Source organism: Frankia sp. CcI49, from assembly GCF_001983215.1.
Lineage (GTDB): Bacteria > Actinomycetota > Actinomycetes > Frankiales > Frankiaceae > Parafrankia > Parafrankia irregularis.
Window position 1 is genome coordinate 151,733 of record NZ_MOWP01000006.1, and the last position, 18,649, is coordinate 170,381.

The 18,649-nt window shown below is 71.4% G+C and carries 16 protein-coding genes; 9 read left to right on the top strand and 7 right to left on the bottom strand.

What is annotated here, in order from left to right; translation table 11 throughout:
• Nucleotides 1–197 precede the first annotated feature (197 nt).
• The 4 genes from CcI49_RS04825 (at nt 198) to CcI49_RS04840 (ending at nt 4,431) form a co-directional block, all read left to right on the top strand.
• Entirely contained in the window at nt 198–1,745 is a 1,548-nt protein-coding gene (locus tag CcI49_RS04825) for an MFS transporter (RefSeq protein WP_076824587.1), read from the top strand.
• Nucleotides 1,723–2,544: an SDR family oxidoreductase gene (locus CcI49_RS04830; RefSeq protein ID WP_076824589.1), complete on the top strand. Its 822-nt coding sequence runs from the start codon at nt 1,723–1,725 to the stop codon at nt 2,542–2,544. The genes CcI49_RS04825 and CcI49_RS04830 overlap by 23 nt, the downstream gene beginning before the upstream one ends.
• A gap of 57 nt (nt 2,545–2,601) precedes the next feature.
• Nucleotides 2,602–3,171: a cysteine hydrolase gene (locus tag CcI49_RS04835; protein ID WP_076824591.1), complete on the top strand. Its 570-nt coding sequence runs from the start codon at nt 2,602–2,604 to the stop codon at nt 3,169–3,171.
• A gap of 63 nt (nt 3,172–3,234) precedes the next feature.
• Nucleotides 3,235–4,431, top strand: coding sequence for an acyl-CoA dehydrogenase family protein (locus CcI49_RS04840; protein ID WP_054567549.1), 1,197 nt, complete (start codon nt 3,235–3,237; stop codon nt 4,429–4,431).
• 45 nt (nt 4,432–4,476) lie between these two features.
• Here CcI49_RS04840 and CcI49_RS04845 read toward each other — a convergent pair whose 3' ends face one another.
• Nucleotides 4,477–5,898, bottom strand: a complete 1,422-nt coding sequence (locus CcI49_RS04845; RefSeq protein WP_241839899.1) for a glutamine synthetase family protein — start codon at nt 5,896–5,898, stop codon at nt 4,477–4,479.
• A gap of 363 nt (nt 5,899–6,261) precedes the next feature.
• Between CcI49_RS04845 and CcI49_RS04850 the strand changes: the two genes are divergently transcribed.
• Both CcI49_RS04850 and CcI49_RS04855 read left to right on the top strand, forming a co-directional pair.
• On the top strand, nt 6,262–6,588 hold the full coding sequence (locus tag CcI49_RS04850; protein WP_054567551.1) for a hypothetical protein: 327 nt from the start codon (nt 6,262–6,264) through the stop codon (nt 6,586–6,588).
• 74 nt (nt 6,589–6,662) lie between these two features.
• Nucleotides 6,663–7,235 carry an adenylate kinase gene (locus tag CcI49_RS04855; RefSeq protein ID WP_076824595.1) on the top strand — a complete coding sequence of 191 codons (573 nt, stop codon included), beginning with the start codon at nt 6,663–6,665 and terminating at the stop codon, nt 7,233–7,235.
• A gap of 16 nt (nt 7,236–7,251) precedes the next feature.
• Here the strand turns inward: CcI49_RS04855 and CcI49_RS04860 are convergent, their stop codons facing one another.
• The gene (locus CcI49_RS04860; protein ID WP_241839900.1) at nt 7,252–9,012 is read right to left on the bottom strand and encodes a FadD3 family acyl-CoA ligase; all 1,761 of its coding nucleotides are present in this window, start codon (nt 9,010–9,012) and stop codon (nt 7,252–7,254) included.
• Between the two features lie 161 nt (nt 9,013–9,173).
• Between CcI49_RS04860 and CcI49_RS04865 the strand changes: the two genes are divergently transcribed.
• The 3 genes from CcI49_RS04865 to CcI49_RS04875 all read left to right on the top strand — a co-directional run bounded on the left by CcI49_RS04865 (nt 9,174) and on the right by CcI49_RS04875 (nt 12,067).
• The gene (locus tag CcI49_RS04865) at nt 9,174–10,424 is read left to right on the top strand and encodes a CoA transferase (protein WP_054567553.1); all 1,251 of its coding nucleotides are present in this window, start codon (nt 9,174–9,176) and stop codon (nt 10,422–10,424) included.
• Between the two features lie 75 nt (nt 10,425–10,499).
• Nucleotides 10,500–11,411, top strand: a complete 912-nt coding sequence (locus CcI49_RS04870) for an SDR family NAD(P)-dependent oxidoreductase (RefSeq protein ID WP_076824597.1) — start codon at nt 10,500–10,502, stop codon at nt 11,409–11,411.
• Nucleotides 11,412–11,443: 32 nt separating this feature from the next.
• Nucleotides 11,444–12,067, top strand: a complete 624-nt coding sequence (locus tag CcI49_RS04875; RefSeq protein WP_054567555.1) for an isochorismatase family protein — start codon at nt 11,444–11,446, stop codon at nt 12,065–12,067.
• 132 nt (nt 12,068–12,199) lie between these two features.
• On the opposite strand, the gene CcI49_RS04880 is transcribed toward CcI49_RS04875, so the two are convergent.
• From CcI49_RS04880 to CcI49_RS04900, 5 genes are all read right to left on the bottom strand, one after another.
• A complete protein-coding gene (locus CcI49_RS04880; RefSeq protein ID WP_241839902.1) occupies nt 12,200–13,111 on the bottom strand; it encodes a hypothetical protein in 912 nt (303 codons plus the stop codon).
• Nucleotides 13,112–13,410: 299 nt separating this feature from the next.
• Nucleotides 13,411–14,694, bottom strand: a complete 1,284-nt coding sequence (locus tag CcI49_RS04885; protein ID WP_076824601.1) for an amidohydrolase family protein — start codon at nt 14,692–14,694, stop codon at nt 13,411–13,413.
• A gap of 65 nt (nt 14,695–14,759) precedes the next feature.
• Nucleotides 14,760–15,536: an enoyl-CoA hydratase-related protein gene (locus CcI49_RS04890; protein ID WP_076824937.1), complete on the bottom strand. Its 777-nt coding sequence runs from the start codon at nt 15,534–15,536 to the stop codon at nt 14,760–14,762.
• Nucleotides 15,536–16,378, bottom strand: coding sequence for an SDR family oxidoreductase (locus CcI49_RS04895; protein ID WP_054567558.1), 843 nt, complete (start codon nt 16,376–16,378; stop codon nt 15,536–15,538). Before CcI49_RS04895 ends, CcI49_RS04890 begins: the two co-directional genes overlap by 1 nt.
• Nucleotides 16,379–16,432: 54 nt before the next feature.
• Nucleotides 16,433–18,616, bottom strand: a complete 2,184-nt coding sequence (locus tag CcI49_RS04900) for an acyl-CoA dehydrogenase (protein ID WP_076824603.1) — start codon at nt 18,614–18,616, stop codon at nt 16,433–16,435.
• Nucleotides 18,617–18,649: the final 33 nt, after the last annotated feature.

Genomic DNA, 18,649 nt, shown 5'->3' on the forward strand with positions numbered 1-18,649 from the left:
CGCTTATGCCTGCGGATATCCTCGGGGACCAGGGCTGTATATTTTATCCATCCAGTGACGCCCATCCTACGGCCGGCCCCGTTCCAACGGCCAGTGGCCGATGACGGGCTCGTCACCGGGCGGCGCCACCCGAGGGCCTGATGCGGGGCGGGCGGGCGAGCGGCGCCCGCCTCGACCATCGGCGTAGTGAGGCACACATGCGTCCAGCTCTGCCGTTCGTTCATCCAGCACCGTCGTTCGTTCGCCGGGCGGCGGGCCACCGTGCGGATCTCGGCCGGCCAGCACACATCCAGCGGGTGCGCTGGCTGGTACTCGTGGTGCTGTGCGCGAACCTCGCGCTGATCGCGCTGGACGCCACGATCCTGAACGTGGCGTTACCGACCCTGCGTGCCCCCGGCGCCGATGGTGGTCTTTCCGCTTCGGTGCGCCAGCTTCAATGGATCAACGAGGGCTACATCATCGTCTTCGCCGGGCTCCTGCTGACCACCGGCAGCCTTGGCGACCGCTTCGGAAGGGCACGCCTTCTCACCTGCGGCCTCGCCGCCTTCGCCGCGGGCTCGCTGCTGTCGGCGCTGGCCTCGTCGCCTGACCAGCTGGTCGCGGGCCGGTGCGTGATGGGTCTCGGTGCCGCGCTCATCATGCCCGCCACGCTGTCGATCCTGTCGAACGTCTTCACCGACGACCGGGAACGCCGGGTGGCGGTCGGAATCTGGTCGGGGGTCTCGGCGATCGGCTCGGTGAGCGGGCCGATCGTCGGCGGGCTCCTGCTGTCCCGCTTCTGGTGGGGGTCGGTCTTCCTGGTCAACCTGCCGATCGTCGCCGTGGTCCTGGTGCTGGTGTTTCTGTACGTCCCCGAATCGCGGGACCCGTCGGCCCGACGGCTGGATCCCCTCGGAGCCGCGCTCTCGATACTCACCCTGGTCGCCCTGCTCTTCGCGATCATCGAGGCACCGACCCACGGCTGGCTCTCCCCCGCCGTCCTCGCCGCCTTCGCTGTCAGCGCCGTACTTCTCATCGCGTTCATAGCCTGGGAATTCCGCACCGGAGCTCCCATGCTCGATCTGGGCTTCTTCCGCGACCCGCGGTTCAGCGTCGCGAGCCTCGCGATCGCGTTGACATTCTTCGGCATGTACGGGACGTCGTTCATCCTGACGCAGTACCTGCAGGAGGTTCTCGGCCTCACCCCGCTCGGTGCCGGCACGCTGGTGGCACCGCAGGCCGTCGTCTTCTTCCTGGTCGCCACCCGGGTCGCGACGCCGCTGGCCGAGCGGGCCGGCGCCCGCGCGGTCATCACCGCCGGTCTCGGCGCACTCTCCGTCTTCTTCGCCGCGCTCGCGCTCTGCGACAGCGGGACGTCACTCGGCGTCGTCGTGGCGATCACCTGCGGGGTGGGGGTGGGAATGGGACTGACCCTCGGCCCGGCGACCTCGTCGATCATGTCGTCCGTGCCCCGCGAGCGGGCCGGCGTCGGTTCGGCGATGAACGACACCACCCGGCAGGTCGGCGGCGCGCTCGGCGTCGCGGTGCTCGGTACGATTCTCAGCAGCCGCCGGACGGACGACGAGTCGGTGACGACCGTGGCGAGCACACCTTCGCTGAGCGGCCTGCACGCCGCCGCCCTCACCGCCGGCATCGTCGTCGCCTGCGCGATCCCCCTGGTGGCGCGCTACCTGCCCGCCCGCCAACGAGCTCATCCAAGGACACACCTGATGAGGGACGCACATGGCCAGTCCTCCGCGGAATAGCAAGAACGCCAGGGTCGCCCTGGTCACGGGGGCGTCCTCGGGCATCGGCGCGGCCGTCGCCGAAGCTCTGGTCAGGCGGGGATTGCGCGTTGTCGGCACCAGCCGTGACCCGGCGGCGGTCGGCAGCCCGCCCGCGGGGGTGGAGCTCATCGCGCTCGACCTCACCGACGAGGCGTCCGTCGAGCGCTGCGCCGCCGCGGTGGGGCGGGTCGACGTCCTGGTGAACAATGCGGGCGAAAGCCAGAGCGGCCCGTTGGAGGAGCTTCCGATCGAGGCGGTCAGGCGCCTCTTCGAGCTCAACGTCTTCGGCGCCATCCGGCTGACCCAGCTCGTGCTCCCCGGCATGCGTGAACGCGGCTCCGGCTGTGTGATCATGATCGGTTCGATGCTCGCGAGCTTCCCGCTGGCGTACCGCTCGTCCTATGTGGCATCCAAGGCGGCCATCAAGGGATTCGCGAACGCCGCCCGCCGCGAGGTCGCCCCCTACGGGGTCAGGATCAGCACGGTCGAACCGGGCTCGATCAACACCGGGATCAGCCAGCGGCGCACCCAGTACCTGGCCGCAGGCTCCCCCTTCACGGCGGAGTACCACACGATGCTCGCCGCCCTCGACGCGAACGAGGCGGGCGGGATCTCGGCCGCCGAGGTCGCCCGCACCGTGCTCCGGGCGATCGAGGCGCGCCATCCCAGGCCGCTCTACGCGGTCGGCAGCAACGCCGGGCTGGTTTTCGCGCTGCGTCGCCTGCTGCCCCGTGCCGTGGTCGAGAAGGCCGTCGCCCGCCGCCACGGCCTACGCTGACCCCGCCGTACACGGCCTACGTCCGCTGACGTCAGCTCAGCCTGTTCGGGAGGCAACATGTCCGGGTCCCGGCCCGTTCTGCTCGTCATGGACTTCCAGCACGGCATCGTCGAGCGCCTGGGCGCGGCGGGTGCACCGCCCGTGCTCGAGGCCGCCGGGCGCGCGGTCGGTGCCGCCCGGGGCCGGGGGATTCCGGTCATCTTCGTCCGGGTCGCCTTCCGCGCCGGTTTTCCCGAGATCGCCGAAACCAATGCGAGATTCGACACGCTGCGCCGGGCTGGCGGCGCGCCGGTCGAGGACCAGCCCGCCGCCCAGATCCACACCTCGCTCGCACCCGGGCCCGACGAGCCGGTCGTCACCAAGCGCCGGGTGAGTGCGTTCAGCGGAAGCGACCTCGACGTACTGCTGCGCGCCACCAAGGCCGACACACTGGTCCTGGCCGGCATTTCCACCAGCGGCGTGGTCCTCTCCACCGTGCGCCAGGCCGCCGACCTCGACTACCGGCTGGTCGTCCTCGCCGATGCCTGCGCGGACCCCGACCCGCAGATGCACGGCTTCCTGACCGAGAAGGTCTTCCCCCCGCAGGCCCTGGTCACCACGGTCGACGACTGGGCCCGCACCGGCTGACGACCACCCGCGCCAGGCGTTCTCCAGCATTATTAGCCTTCGACGCCACCAGAGAGGGAAGCGATGTCGCGACTGTGCCAGACCGAGGGACTCACCGAGGACCAGATCGAGATCCTGAAGACCGTGCGGACCTTCGTGGACGAGCAGATCATCCCGGTCGCCCAGGAGCTGGAGCACGCGGACGAGTACCCGCAGGAGATCGTCGACGGGCTCAAGGAGCTCGGCGTGTTCGGGCTGATGATCCCCGAGGAGTACGGCGGCCTGGGTGAGTCGCTGCTGACCTACGCGCTGTGCGTGGAGGAGATCGCGCGCGGCTGGATGAGCGTGTCGGGCGTGATCAACACCCACTTCATCATGGCCTACATGCTCATGCAGCACGGCACCCCGGAGCAGAAGAAGAAGTACCTCCCGCGGATGGCGACCGGCGAGGTCCGCGGCGCCTTCTCGATGTCCGAGCCGGGCCTGGGCTCCGACGTGTCGGCGGTCTCGACCAAGGCGACGAAGCAGGCCGACGGGTCGTACTCGATCACGGGCCAGAAGATGTGGCTGACCAACGGCGCCACCTCGACGCTGGTGGCGTTGCTGTGCAAGACCGACGAGGGCGCGGAGTCGGTCTACAAGAACATGACGACGTTCCTCCTCGAGAAGGAGGCCGGGTTCGGCGAGACCGCGCAGGGCGTCACCGTGCCCGGCAAGATCGACAAGATGGGCTACAAGGGCGTCGAGACCACCGAGCTCCTCCTGGATGGCCACCAGATCGCGGCCGAGCAGATCCTGGGCGGGGAGCCCGGCAAGGGCTTCTTCCACGTGATGGACGGGGTCGAGGTCGGCCGGGTCAACGTGGCCGCCCGGGCCTGCGGCCTGGCCTGGCGCGGTTTCGAGCTGGCCGTCGCCTACGCCCAGCAGCGCAGGACGTTCGGCAAGGTCATCGCCGACCATCAGGCGGTGTTGTTCCGGATCGCGGACATGGCGACCAAGGTCGAGACCGCGCACACGATGATGGTGCGGGCCGCCCGGCTGAAGGAGACCGGCCGGCGCATGGACGTCGAGGCCGGGATGGCGAAGATGGTGGCCTCGGAGTACGCCAACGAGGTCGTCGAGGACTCCTTCCGGATCCACGGCGGCTACGGCTACTCCAAGGAGTACGAGATCGAGCGTCTCATGCGCGAGGTCAAGTTCATGCTCATCGGCGAGGGCACCAGCGACATCCAGAAGATGATCATCGGTCGTGCCCTGCTCAAGGACTACCAGCTCCGCTGAGCGGACGGCGGGCCGTCTCCCACGGCTCGGCGAACCCGTCGCGCCTCAGTAGACCCATCTGTAGGCCGCTGCCACCGCGGCGGGTTCGGCGTCCGCCATCCGGGCCGCCTCGCCGCGGCGGACCGCGACGATCGCCTCGGTCAGGGTCGGGCCGAGGCAGGCCTGCAGGTCGGGGCGGCGGGCGAACTCGTCCAGCGCCTGCGTCATCGTGGTCGGAAGGCGGCGGATCTCGTCGCGGGCCAGTTCTTCGTGGCTCAGGCAGGCAGGGTCGACGGTGACCTCCGCCGGCAGCTTCAGGCCTCGGGTCAGGCCGTCGCGGGCGGCGAACAGCAGCCCCGCCAGCAGCAGATATGGATTGGCCGCGAGATCGGCGCACTTCACCTCGATGTTCGCCGCGTCGGCCTGCTGCCCGATGCTCCCGCGGACCAGGCGGAGCGCGGCCTCCCGGTTCTCATAGCCCCAACAGCCGTAGGCGCCCGACCAGCGGGTGGGGCCCAGGCGCAGAAAGCTGGACGGGCTCGGCGTGGCGAGAACGGCCAGCGCCGGCAATGCCTCGAGAACACCCGCGGCCATTCCTTCCCCCGCGCCGGTCAGGCCGTACCTGCCGCTTCCGCCGGCGAACAGGTTGACCCCGTCGCGCCAGGCCGAGAGGTGGACATGCCCGCCGTTGCCGACCTCACCGGCCACCACCGACGGAGCGAAGGAAACACGCAGCGCATGCCGGCCGGCGATGGCCCGGACAGTCTGCCGGACGACGACGCTGCGATCCGCGGCGCGCACCGGGTCGAGTGCTCCCACCGACAGTTCGAACTGCCCCGGTGCATATTCCGGGTGCAGCTGGTGCACTTCTGTTCCCTGCGTGGCGAGGGCGGCCAACAGGTCCTCGGTGAACGCGGCCATCTCGATCATCCGCGTCATTCCGTACGCGGGTCCGCCACAGGCGGGGACGAATTCGTCGGCCGGCGTGTCGCCGCGGGCGAGCACGAACTCGATCTCGATGGCGGCCTGGAAGTCCAGGCCTTCGTCCTGAAGGCGGGACTGGAGGTGCCGCAGCAGCGTTCGGCTGCACCCGGGATGAACGGAGCCGCCCTGCTCGATCCGGTCGAGGGGGGCCCACGCCCATCCCGGCTGGCCTGCCAGCGCGGTGAGCTGGCCGAGGTCAGGATAGAGCCGGAGATCCCCGACCGGCCCACCAAGGCGATCCGCCGGCGGGATCGACCCGTCCGCGAGCATGATGTCGAAGATCGGGGACATGCCGACACCCCACCTCGCCGCCGCTGCCAGCGCGGCCGTGGCAACCCCTTTCACCCGGGTTATTCCCGCGGTGTCGACATAGCAGAAGGCGATCCCTTTCACGCCGGCACCGGCCAGCCGGGCGGACAGTTCTTCGGCGAGTTCGACGTCGCCGGGGCGGCCGCCGGGAACCGGATCGGCCAGCCCACCCGGACCCCCAGATTCCGACCGCACATCGCCTCCAGCCCAGGTCATGGCGCGAATCCAGATTTCGCATCCCGCGGCTGACACGAGGCGGCGACGGGATCGGGTGATCCTACCGTGACGGCGAGTGTTCTTTGCCTGCTCCGAACCATGTCCCGGCCGGACCCGACTGCCGGCAGACCTCCGTGCCCGATTTCTGGACAGATGGTGGGCAGTCTCGGCCTCGGCGATCCGGAGCATCGGCTGCGCGGGCCGAACCACGGCAGGCTGCATGCTTATCCGCGTTCCCCAGGTTCTTCTGCATGTTCCTTAAGCTCCCGTTAGGGCTGCGGGCCTTTGCTGAGATGACGGGGACGACGGTCGCTCGGCGGCCATGCGGGGACAGGAGCCGGTGTGGGTATCAGGGACCGTTGGCTGCTGTGGCGGCACGCCGAACGGCGAACCGTCCTGGATCGCGAGGCGACCATCGGTGACCTCGCGGACCTGCGCCGCTTCGCATGCGAGCGGCTCGGAGTCGAGTTCTACGCGGAACCGGAGACGACCGCCACCGACGCGACGGTCGTGGCCGTCGACAGTGACGGCGCCTGGATCCGGCGCCGGGTGGGCGGGCCTGCCGTCGCCCGCCGGCTCGCCCGCGATCTCGCGCTCCCCGTGTACGACGCGGCGGTTGTCGGCTATCCCCGACGCATGCGGGAGTGGGACCGGCGGAACCGGACGTAGATCTCACCGGAACCCCTGCCGGCCATCGGGGGATTCCGCACCCGGTCGCCGGTTCCAGGCGGGACCATTGCCGAATGGACGCCCAGCGGGTTCTGGTTGTCGGTAGCGGCGGGGCGGGAAAGAGCACACTGAGCCGACGGCTCGGTGAGCTCTGGGAGCTTCCGGTGGTCCATCTCGACCAGCATTTCTGGAGCCCGGGATGGGTCGAGATGCCCGACGACGCCTGGCGCGAGGTTCTCACGCGGCTCCTCGGCGCACCACAGTGGATCATGGATGGCAACTACGCCGGCACGCTGGACCTCCGGCTTCCCGCCGCCGACCTGATTCTCTTCCTCGACCTGCCACGTCGCGTCACCGTCCCACGGGTGCTGTGGCGGCGGATCAGATGGCACGGCCGGACTCGCCCGGACGTGCGGCCAGGCTGCCCCGAGCATGTCACCGGGGAGTTCCTGGCCTGGCTGTGGACCTACCCCCGAAGCGGGCGGATCCGCCTCGTCACCGCGATCACCGAGGCTGACGCCTGGTCACGCGTCGTCCGGCTGCGCAGCCCACGCCAGGTGCGCCGGTGGCTGGCGCTGGAGGCCCAACCGGGCCGCCAGGGCCGCTGGGACCGCCAGGACCGCCAGGACCGCCAGGACGGGTGTTGACCCGCGCGGCGCCGATCTAGCCGACCTGATCGGCCCCGGCCCGCTGCTCCGCCGCGCGGACCCGGTCACGCAGCTCGTATTTGACGATCTTGCCGGTGGCGTTCAGCGGGAGGGCGTCCACGACCTCCACCCGGCGGGGCACCTTGTAGTTCGCCATCCGCTCCCGGCTCCACGCGATCACCTCGGCCGGGTCGACGGTCACTCCCGCCCGGGGGATCACGAAGGCCATGCCAACCTCGCCGAGCCGTTCGTCGGGCACCCCGATCACGGCGACCTGCGCGATCCCGCCGTGTTCCAGCAGCATCGCCTCGATCTCCGCCGGGTAGGCGTTGAAGCCACCGACGATGAACATGTCCTTCTTGCGGTCGGTGATCCGGATGTTGCCGGCCTCGTCCTGGACCCCGATGTCGCCGGAGTGCAGCCACCCGTCGGCGTCGATCGCCTCGGCGGTCGCCTCTGGGTTGTCGAAGTAGCCGCGCATCACGTTGTAGCCCCGGATGACGATCTCCCCGGGCTCCCCCGGCGGCAGCGGGGCGCCGGTGTCGTCGACGACCCGGACCTCCACCCCCGGAATGGCCCGGCCGGACGTCAGTGCGATCGTCTCCGGGTCGTCGTTCTGCCGGCACGCGGTGGCGGTGCCGGTGGTCTCGGTGAGGCCGTACGCGGTGAGCACCGTCTGCAGGCCGAGCTCCGAGCGCAGACGGCGGACCAGCTCGACGGGTACCGCGGCCGCGCCGGTGACGGCCAGGCGCAGGCTGGACAGGTCGTAGCCGGCCAGGTCGGTGTTGAGGATGCTCTGGTAGATCGCCGGCGGGCCGGGCAGCATCGTGATCCGCTCCTGCTCGACGCGCCGCAGCACGCTCGGGACGTCGAACACCGGGTGCGGCACCAGTGTCGCGCCGACGAGCAGGCAGGCGAGCAGCCCCGACTTGAGTCCCGCGGCGTGGAAGAAGGGGTAGACGAGCAGGTAGCGGTCGCCGTGGCGCAGCCCGACGAGCTGTGACCAGGAGGTGTAGACACCGGTCGACGCGCCGTGGGTGAGCATGGCGCCCTTCGGCGCGCCGGTCGTCCCCGAGGTGAACACGATGTCGGACAGGTCATCGCCGCTCAGCGCCGCCAACCGTTCCGCCACCTCGGCGTCGAGGGCTCCGCGCTGCCCCTCGGCGCGGGCGAGGAAGTCCGGCCAGCCGGTCGCCCCCGCCCGGCCTGCGGCTGAACCCATGAGCACGATTTCCGCCAACGCCGGCGGGGCCGGCTGCTCGGCGAGCATCGCCAGGTAGTCCGTGTCGAGGAAGCCGTCGACGACGAACAGGAGCCGGGAGCCGGCGGTACTCAGGATCCGGGCCGCCTCGGCGCCCTTGAAGCGGGAGTTGATCGGCGCGAGGACCGCCCCGGCCCGGTAGACACCCAGGGCGACCAGCGCCCACTCGCAGGTGTTCGGCGCCCACACCGAGACCCGGTCACCGGCACGGACGCCCGAGGCCACCAGCGCGCGGGCCACCTCGGCCGTGCGCGCGTCGAGATCGGCGAAGGTGAGCCGCTGGTCACCGTCGACGATCGCCTCGTCGTGTGGCCACCGCGCCGCCGCCCGGGCCAGCGCCGCCGGGATCGTCGCCGGCACCTGCTCTGGACTGCCCGCGGTCTCCGGCGACGCCACTTCCGCCGAGGCCTGGTGCGCCGACGCCATGCCCCCCGGCGCCGGGTCCGCCGACGTGGTCACCGTTGTCGTCGCCGTGGTGTCTGCCGTCGTCACCGCAGCCTGTGGTCGCGTGCTCATGTGGCACCCTTCGCCGTCGGGAGGGCCGGCCCGGCTTCGAGCACCGATGTACGGCCCGGTGCCGCGGCCGCCGGGACGGGCGGTATCACCCACAACGCGACACGCGACAGTCGCAGATTATATAAGTTATTCAATCGAGTCCGGAAGAACGGAGTGCTGGGATGCCCGACGCGACAGCGCCGCTCGCCGGCGTCCGGGTTGTCGACGTGTCGATGCTCGGGCCCGGCGCGCTCACGACACACCTCGCCGACCTGGGCGCGGACGTCATCAAGGTGGAGCCGCCCGGCGGCGACTACGTACGGCGCATGGTCTGGCCGTTCGTCGACGGGGTGTCCCTGCTGCACCTGCACATCTCCCGGGGCAAGCGCAGCATCGTCCTCGACCTGCGCACGCCCGAGGGGGTCGCGGTGTTCCACGACCTGGTCCGCGGCGCGGACGCGGTGGTCGAGGCGATGCGCCCCGGTGCGCTGGAGCGACGCGGCCTCGGCTTCGCCGCCCTGCGCGAGCTGAACCCGCGGATCGTGCTGGCGTCGATCTCCGGCTACGGGGCGAGCGGTCCATACCGTGACCTGCCCAGCCACGGCATCGCCTACGACACCTGGGCTGGGGTGGTCGCCCCCGCCGTCGACGAGGACGGCTTCACCTACCTGCCCGACCACGCCTCGATCGGCATCCACGCAGGGCCCCTGTACGGGGCGCTGACGCTGGTCGCCGCGGTGCTCTCCGCCCGCGAGACCGGGCAGGGCCGGCACGTCGAGGTCGGCCAGTCCGATGCCGCGGCCGCGATGGACTGGCTGCGGATCGAGACGTACCGGGCCTACCAGCGCCCCGAGGACGAGGTCACCGGCAACCCGTCCGACAACTACGAGCGCCGCCCCCCGGGCACCGGCGGGATGCGCGACGCCGTGCGCTACCAGGTGTACGCGACGTCCGACGGCCACGTGCTGTTCATGGCCTCGGAGCGGCGGTTCTGGCGCAACTTCTGCGCCGGGGTCGGCCGGATGGACCTGTACGAGGCCCGGCCCGGCGCCGAGTACGCCGACCACGCCCGCGGTGACGTGGAGCTGCGCGACGAGCTGCGCAAGATCTTCGCCACCCGCACGACCGCCGAGTGGGTGCGCTTCGGCGGCGAGGTCGACACCACGCTGTCGCCGGTGAACTCACCCGAGGCGATCGACACCGACCCGCAGTTCGCCGACCGGCTGCCCTGGCTGCCGGCCGCCGACCTAGGGGTGGACGAGCTGCCGTTCCCGGTGCGCCTCGACGGCCGCAACCCGGTGCCGGCACGGCGGGCCCCGACCCCCGGGCAGCAGACCGCCGAGATCCTCGGCGAACTCGGCTACGACGACGAGCGGATCGCCGCCGCGCGCGCCGCCGGCGCGTTCGGGCCGATCGAAACACCAGACATCTGATCATCTGATCCTGTAGGCGAGAAGCCGACCGGGGTGGCGTTCCCACCCCGGTCGGCGCGGATGGGAGGGCACGCCATGGGGCTGCTCGACGGCAAGGTCGCGATCATCACCGGCGCCGGCCACGGCATCGGGCGCGGGCACGCGCTCGAACTGGCCCGCCACGGGGCGAAGGTCGTCGTCAACGACCTCGGCGGATCGGTGCGCGGCGAGGGGCAGGGACGGGCGGCCGACGAGACCGTCGCGCTGATCGAGAAGCGCGGCGGCACCGCGGTCGCCGACTATTCCGACGTGGGCGACCACGAGCAGTGCGGCGCGCTGATCAAGCGGGCCATCGACGCCTTCGGCCGGCTCGACATCCTCGTGAACAACGCCGGCATCGTGCGTGACGCGGCGATCTGGAACATGCCTCCGGAGGACTTCGACGCGGTCATCCGCGTCCACGTCCGCGGCACCTGGTCGACCTGCCACCACGCGGCGCGTTACTGGCGGGCGGCCGCCAAGAGCGGCGAGACCGTGCACGGACGGATCATCAACACCACCTCGGGCGCGGGCCTCGGCGGCAACTTCGGCCAGACCGGCTACGCCGCCGCCAAGGCGGCGATCGTCGCGATCACCCAGACGCTCGCGATGGAGCTGTACCGCTCGGGGGTCACGGTGAACGCGGTCGGCCCGTCCGGACTCACCCGGATCACCGCCAGCATCCCCGGCATGGGCGACTCGTTCGAGCCGGACGCGGTGGCCGACGACGAGTGGCACGCGATGGACCCGTCCAACAGCTCGCCGCTGGTCGCCTGGCTGGCCAGCGACGAGGCGGACCACGTGACCGGCCAGGTCATCCGCTCGATCGAGGACCGGATCATCTGGATGCAGGGCTGGAAGGAGCGCAAGGTCATCGCCGCCGGCCAGAAGCGGTGGGACGCGACGAAGCTCAGCGAGGTCATCAACCAGGACCTGTTCGAGACCCGCGCCCCCGGCATGCGTTTCTGACCCCAGGAACCGAGGAGCCGAGGAGCCGAGAGATGCCCGTCGACCTCGCCGAGCTGCTGCGCCCGGCGCACACGGTCCTGCTCACCCAGGAATGCCAGAACGGCGTGGTCGGGGCCCAGAGCTCGCTGCCGGCGCTGGCCGCGGCGGCCCGGGACAGCGGCATGCTGGCCAACGCCGGCCGGCTCGCCGCCGCCGCCCGGGCCGCCGGGGCGGGCGTGCTGCACGCCATCGCGGCCCGCCGGCCGGACGGCCGCGGCGCCAGCCACAACGCCCGGCTGTTCGCCGCGGTGGAACGCGCACCGGTCCAGCAGCTGCTCGGCACCCCGGCGGTCGAGGTCGTCGACGAGATCGGGCACGCCCCGTCCGATCTCGTCTCCACCCGGCTGGCGGGCCTGTCCCCCATCGCCGGCACGGACGCCGACACCCTGCTGCGCAACCTCGGCACCCGCACCCTGGTCATCGTCGGCGTGTCCGCCAACATCGCGATTCCCAACGCGGTGTTCGACGCGGTGAACCTCGGCTACCAGGTCGTCCTCCCCCGCGACGCGATCTGCGGGGTGCCCGCCGACTACGCCGACGTCCTCATCGCCAACACCCTCTCGCTGGTCGCGACGATCACCACCACAGCCGAGATCCTCGGAATCTGGCAGCCCTGACGAACAAGCACGATCCCGCCCCGCCCCGCCCGGCCCGGCAGCCACGAGGACTTGGGGCGAAGAGTGAAGGAACCTGGTCGTCAGAACAACCAAAATTCTTCGTTCTTTGGATTCAGCCCAGGCGACTGCGTCTCAGCTCCTCCGTCTACTCCTGTCGGGATCGGGGTTCCAGCCGCGTTGGTGGAGCGCGAGCCTCACCTGCGCGGCCACGTGCTGCGGTTCCTGGCGGAGCAGCCAGGTCGGGAACCTGAGCACGAGCCGGTCGTCGAGGACGCCCAGGTTCTGACGGGCGAGGTCATCCCACCACTGGCGGGGTTCCCGATGGGCGGCACCGTCGATCTCCACCCAGACCCGCCACGGCTCGTACCAGACGTCGAGATACCGGCGTCCATCGAGGTCGACGGCCACCTGCCGTTGCGCGGCCGGCAGGCCGTGACGCCGCTCGATATGTCGGTAGACGATCTCGGCGACCGAGTGGGCACCGTCGGAGAGGTCGTCCAACGTGTCAAGGATGAGCGCTCGTCGCCGCAACGTCATCCGCTGTTCGAGTTCCGGACGGAGCTGCTCGACCGTGACGAGCCGCTGCCCGACGGCACTCGCCAGCACGGCACGGGCATCGTCGTCCCTCGCGGCCCAGCTCGCCATGTCGACGACCGAACGTGGCAGCCGGGTTCGCCGGGGCACCCTCGTCGGATGGACGTCCTGTTCGCCGAGGTAGGCCGTCCGCCGGATGACGACGCCAGGCCTGGCGATCCGTGGTCGGTGCATCGGCACGAGAACGTGCACAACGGTCGACGTATGGCCCCGCAAACCGTCGAGCGAGGCGGCCGTCGCCCCGGCCAGCGCCGCGCCTGGGCCGGCGACCAGCAGTGCGCACCACATTCGCTGCCGTTCGGTCACCGGGCMGGAGTGGGTGATGGCCACGCCCGCGAACGGTTGTTGCCATCGGCCCGACGACACCCGCCAGCGCAGTTCAGCCCGGGTCATTCCACCAGCGAGGGCCGCCGAAACGGTGATGACACCGTCCTGCGCCTCGGCGATCACCTGCCACGTGAGCGGGGACGGTTCTACCGGCGTCGGTGACACCACTCCACAGTCGCCGAGAATTCTCGACCGTACCGATCATCCCCAAATCTGTGGAAAACTACGCCACACTCCAACATGGTGGATAACCCTGCTTCGCCCTGCCGCCGACCATCGCCACGCACAAAGTCGAAGTAAGGGTGGTCGAAGTAAGGGTGAAGGATTCTGGTCGTCCCAACGACCAGAATCCTTCACCCTTTGCTCTTCGCTGCGCGGCGGACCGCACGGTCAGCGCGGCGGGACACGGGCCGCCGGCGGCGTCAGGCGGTGGCGTTGCTCGCGAGGGCGGACAGGTCGGTGCCGGCGCCGGTGCGCTCGAAGCGGCCCTTGTCGAAGGAGCGAGTCGAGACATCGTGCCCGGCGACCTCCGCGCGCAGCGCTCCGACCGTGGAGCGCTCGCGCGGGCGGTGCGCGAACGGGTCGAACGAGTACCAGCGCATCGCGTTCTCAAACGTGATCTTGTTGAGCTCGTCGTCGGGGACGTCGGCGGCGACCACGGCCAGCTCCTCGCCCGCGTTCGGCCAGGACGAGTCCGAGTGCGGGTAGTCGCACTCCCAGGCGATGTTGTCCAGGCCGATCATGTCCCGCAGCTTGATGCCCACCGGGTCGGCGATGAAGCAGGTCAGGAAGTGCTCGCGGAACACCTCGCTGGGCAGCTTCCCGCCGAAGTCCTGGCCCGTCCACAGGTGGTGCATGTCGTAGGTGCGGTCGATGCGGTCGAGGAAGTACGGAATCCAGCCGGTTCCGCCCTCGGACAGCGCGATCCGGATCCCCGGGAACTTCTTGATCACACGCGACCACAGCAGGTCGGCAGCGGCCTGGCAGATGTTCATCGGCTGCAGGGTGATCATGACGTCGACCGGGGCGTCGGCCGCGGTCACCGACAGCTTGCCCGAGGAGCCCAGGTGGATGGAGAGCACCACGTTCTCGTCGACCAGCGCCTGCCACAGCGGGTCCCAGTGCTCGTCGTGGAAGCTGGGCAGCCCGAGGGTCGCCGGGTTCTCGGTGAAGGTGATCGAGTGGCAGCCCTTGGCCGCGAGGCGGCGCACCTCCGCGGCAGCCAGGTGCGGATCCCACAGGATCGGCAGCGCCATCGGGATGAACCGGCCCGGGTAGGCCCCGCACCACTCGTCGATGTGCCAGTCGTTGTAGGCCCGCACGACCGCCAGGGCGAGATCCTTGTCGTCCGCCGCGGAGAACACCCGGGCGCTGAAGCCGGGGAACGACGGGAAGCACATCGAGCCCAGCACCCCGCCGGCGCTCATGTCCTTCACCCGCTCGTGGATGTCGAAACAGCCCGGGCGCATCTCGTCGAAGGCCGTCGGCTCGACGCCGTACTCCTCCTTGGGCCGCCCGGCCACCGCGTTCAGCCCGATGTTCGGGATGACCGACCCGTTGAAGGTCCACACATCGGAGCCGTCGTCGAGCCGGCGCACCCGCGGCGCCACGTCGGCGAACCGGGCCGGCAGCCGCCCGTCGAACATGTTCGGTGGCTCGACCAGATGGTCGTCCACGCTGATGAGAATGAGATCGTCCGCTTTCATGCCGAGCCTCCGCTCCTCGGTATGACATCACTGTCACACTTTTTCGCTGACTGTCTAGCGACCGGTCACCCGCTGCGGGCGGCTCGCAGCCGGTCACGTATTCCTCGGACGTGATCGGCGAAGCCGGGCCGGTCGACGGACCACTGCTGCACGACGAGCTCGGCCGCGACCGCCTCGTCCGCGTCCGCGAGCGCGGCCGTGGTCCGCAGCGTCTCCTTGGTGCGGGCCACCAGGTCGTGCTGGCGCCCGGCGGCCCGCCGGGCCAGCCGGGTCGCGACCGCGGTCAGCTCGTCGTCGGGAACGCATCGCCAGGCCAGCCCGCTGCGGGCGGCCTCCGCACCGGTCAGCCTGTCCCCGCAGAGCACGAGCGCGGCGGCGCCCTGGGTGCCGATCCGCCCGGCGAGGCGCCACAGATGACCACCGCCGGGAGCGATACCGACGTCGAGGAAGCGCGGGTCGAACGACGCCGACTCCCCGGCGATGATGATGTCGCAGGCCAGCGGCAGGTTCACCCCCGCGCCGATGGCCGCCCCGCCGACGGCCGCGATCGTCGGCACCGGGGCGTGCGCGAGCGCGAGCATGCCCGCGTAGGTGTCGGCGAGCGGGACGCGCGGCGCGATCAGGTCGTCCAGGTTGCCGCCGGCGCAGAACACCGGCGGGGCCGCGGTGAGCACGATCGCACCGGCGTCCGCGGCGAGCACCAGCTCGACCGCCTCGGCGATCGCGCAGCTCATCTCGTACGACAGCGCGTTGCGATGCGCCGGGTCGTTCAGCGTGAGCACCGCGAACCCGTCCACCTGCTCGACGGTCACCAGCGGCCCCGGGGCCGGCGCCCCGCCCATCAGCCGGTGCTCCACTGGCCGGTCGTCCCGTCAGGCCGCTCGCCGGTGGCCGCGTGCGCGCCCAGTTCCTGCAGCGCCGCCGGATCGAGCGGAGCGCTGGCCGGGTTGAGCGTCACGTCGTCGAGTGCGATCCCGCCATACATGAGCGCGAGGGCCGTGCTCTGCGCGACCGCCGCGCCGACGTCGTCCACGTGCATGAAGTCGGCGGTGACCAGGCCGGAGGACGCCCATTTCGGCAGGAGCTCACCGAGGATGTCGTCGCCGAACTCCCGGTGGATCTCGGTGGGCATCGTCGCCCCGACCGAGAGGCGCAGGAACCGGTGCTCGGGGTGTTCGCGGCGCCAGCTGCGGATGGTGTGCTCGAGCGCGGCCTTGCTCGCCGTGTAGGCGCCGAGCCCGTGCACCGGGTTCCCGACCGAGTTGGACGACAGGTAGACGAACAGGCCCGGCTCGTCGCCCCGGGCGGTGACCGCGGCCGCGGTGACCAGCGCCGGTGCGGTCACGTTCGTGGCGAAGACGTCGGACCAGGTGGCCGCGTCCGTCCTCGTCAGCAGGCTCAGCGGCGAGTACCCGATCGGGAACAGCACCGCGTCCAGGCCGCCGAAGGCCTCGGTCGCCGCCACCACGGCACGCTCGCATTCGGCGTCCACGCGCAGGTCTGCGGGTAACGCGAGCCCGCCGTCCAGGGTGGCGACGACCTCGTCGAGCTGCGCGGCGCGCCGCCCGACCACAGCGACCCGCCCGCCGGCGCGGCCCAGGGCCAGAGCGGTCGCCCGCCCGATGCCGGACGACGCCCCCACCACCAGGAAGCGCCGGCCGGTCAGATCGATCGTGATGCCCATCAGATTCCCGTCAGTAGGCCGGTGAACAGAGGAGAAGRCGCAGCGCCGGCGACGTCAGCCACGCGGCAGGCCGAGGATGCGTTCGGCGATCACGTTCAGCTGGATCTCGACGGTCCCGCCGCCGATCAGCTTCGGCGGCACCGTGAGATAGCCCTGCGCGCGGGCCCCGGCCGGACCGTCGGCGACGGCGGCGCCGGGCCCGGTCCAGCGCATCGCCCGTTCGGCCACCCGGGTGGCCAGGGTGCCCGCCAGCACCTTGGAGACGCTCGACTCCGCACCGGGGCGCAGCCCCGACAGGCTGCGCAGTGTGGTGCGCAGCGCCAGCGCGGCGAGCGCGTGCGCCGGCCCGAAGGTCTCCCCCAGCTCCCGCAGGGCGTCCGACTGCTCCGCCGCGAGGCCCGGCTCGCCGGCGAGCTCCACCAGACCGACCGGGATGTGCTGCATGCCGCTGATGCTGACCCGCTCGTTGCCGAGCGTGGTGCGGGCCAGCGTCCAGCCCTGGTTCACCTCGCCGACCAGCCGGTCGTCCGGCACGAACACGTCGTTGAGGAACACCTCGTTGAACAGGAACCCGCCGTTGGCCTCCTGCAGCGGGCGGATCTCCAGCCCGGGGGCGGCCATGTCGACCAGGAAGTAGGAGATGCCCTTGTGCTTGGGGGCGTCCGGGTCGGTGCGGGCCAGGCAGATGCCGTACTGCGCCTCGTGCGCCTTCGACGTCCAGACCTTCTGCCCGTTGAGCCGCCAGCCGCCGTCGACCTTCTCGGCGCGGGTGGACAGCGCGGCGAGGTCGGAGCCGGCGCCGGGCTCGCTGAACAGCTGGCACCATTCGATGTCGCCGCGCAGCGTCGCCGGGACGAAGAAGTCCCGCTGGGCGTCGGTGCCGTGGGCGAGGACCGTCGGCAGCGCCCAGTCACCGACGATGAGCATCGGCGGCGTCAGGCCGGCACGCTCGTACTCACGCTGGATGACGAGCTGCTCGATCGGGCTCGCGCCGAGGCCGTACGGCCGCGGGTAGTGCGGCACGACCAGCCCTTCCTCGGCCAGGCGCAGGCGCCGGGCGGGGCCGTCGGCGGGCAGCGCCGCGACCTCGGCGAGGATGCCGGCGATCCGCTCCCGGAACGCGGGGTCGGCGTCGGAGAGGTCGACGTCGAAGTCGCGGGACGTCGTCCGGACCCGCTCGCCGAGCTCACGCTGCCAGCGGCTGGCCGGGCCGAGCAGGTTCTCCAGCACCATCGCCCGGCGCCAGTAGAAGTGGGCGTCGTGCTCCCAGGTGTAGCCGATGCCGCCGAGCAGGGTGATCGTCGCGAGCCCGAGGTCGGTGGCGCCGGGCAGGCAGACCGCCGCCGCCCCGGCCGCCGCGACCGCGAGCTGCTCGTCGCTCTCGTCGAGCGCCCGGGCACCGTCCCACGCGGCGGCGGCCATGGTCTGGACGTCGACGAACATCCGGGCGCACTTGTGCTTGATCGCCTGGAAGGAGCCGACGGGCCGGCCGAACTGCTCCCGCACCTTGACGTAGGCGACGCCGGTGTCGACGCACCACTGGGCGAGGCCGGTCGCCTCGGCGGCGAAGAGCACCGCGGCGACGGCCCGCACCTGCGAGGAACCGACCGCGACACACCGGTCGGCGCTGATCAGCACGTCGTCCAGCGTCACCGGGCCGACCGCACGGGTGTGGTCGACCGGCTCGCCGGCGCGGACGTCCACCCCCGGGCCGGGCTCCACGACGAACCAGACCTCGTCACCGGCCGGTGCGGTCGCGCCCAGCAGCAGCAGGGAGGCGCCGGGCGCGCCGAGCACCGGATCGGTCGTGCCGCTCACCCGGTAGCCGCCGTCACCGGCCGGCTTCGCCGCGAGCCCGGCCGCGGAGAGGGCGGTGGCCCCGACGGACCCTTCCGCCAGTGCCGGCAGGGTCCGCTTGCGCAGGTCGTCATCCCCGTAGCGGGCCAGCACCGAGCTGGTCAGCAGGGATGGCAGCAGCGGCCCGGGCAGCAGGCCGCGCGCGGCCTCCTCGACCACGACGGCCAGCGCCACCGGCCCGGCGCCGGCCCCGCCGTGCTCCTCGGGCAGGTGCAGGGCGGTCAGCCCCTGTTCGACGACGCCCGGCCAGTAGTCGGGCAGTGCGCCGCCGACCCACTCCGGCATCGCCGCCCGGACCACGGCGGACGGCGCGTGGCGGGCCACGAACCCCCGCACCGAGTCGGCGAGTGCCGCGTGGTCGTCGTCAAGACCGATGGACACGTCTGTCTCTCCTAGCTGCCGTCAGCTGCCGTG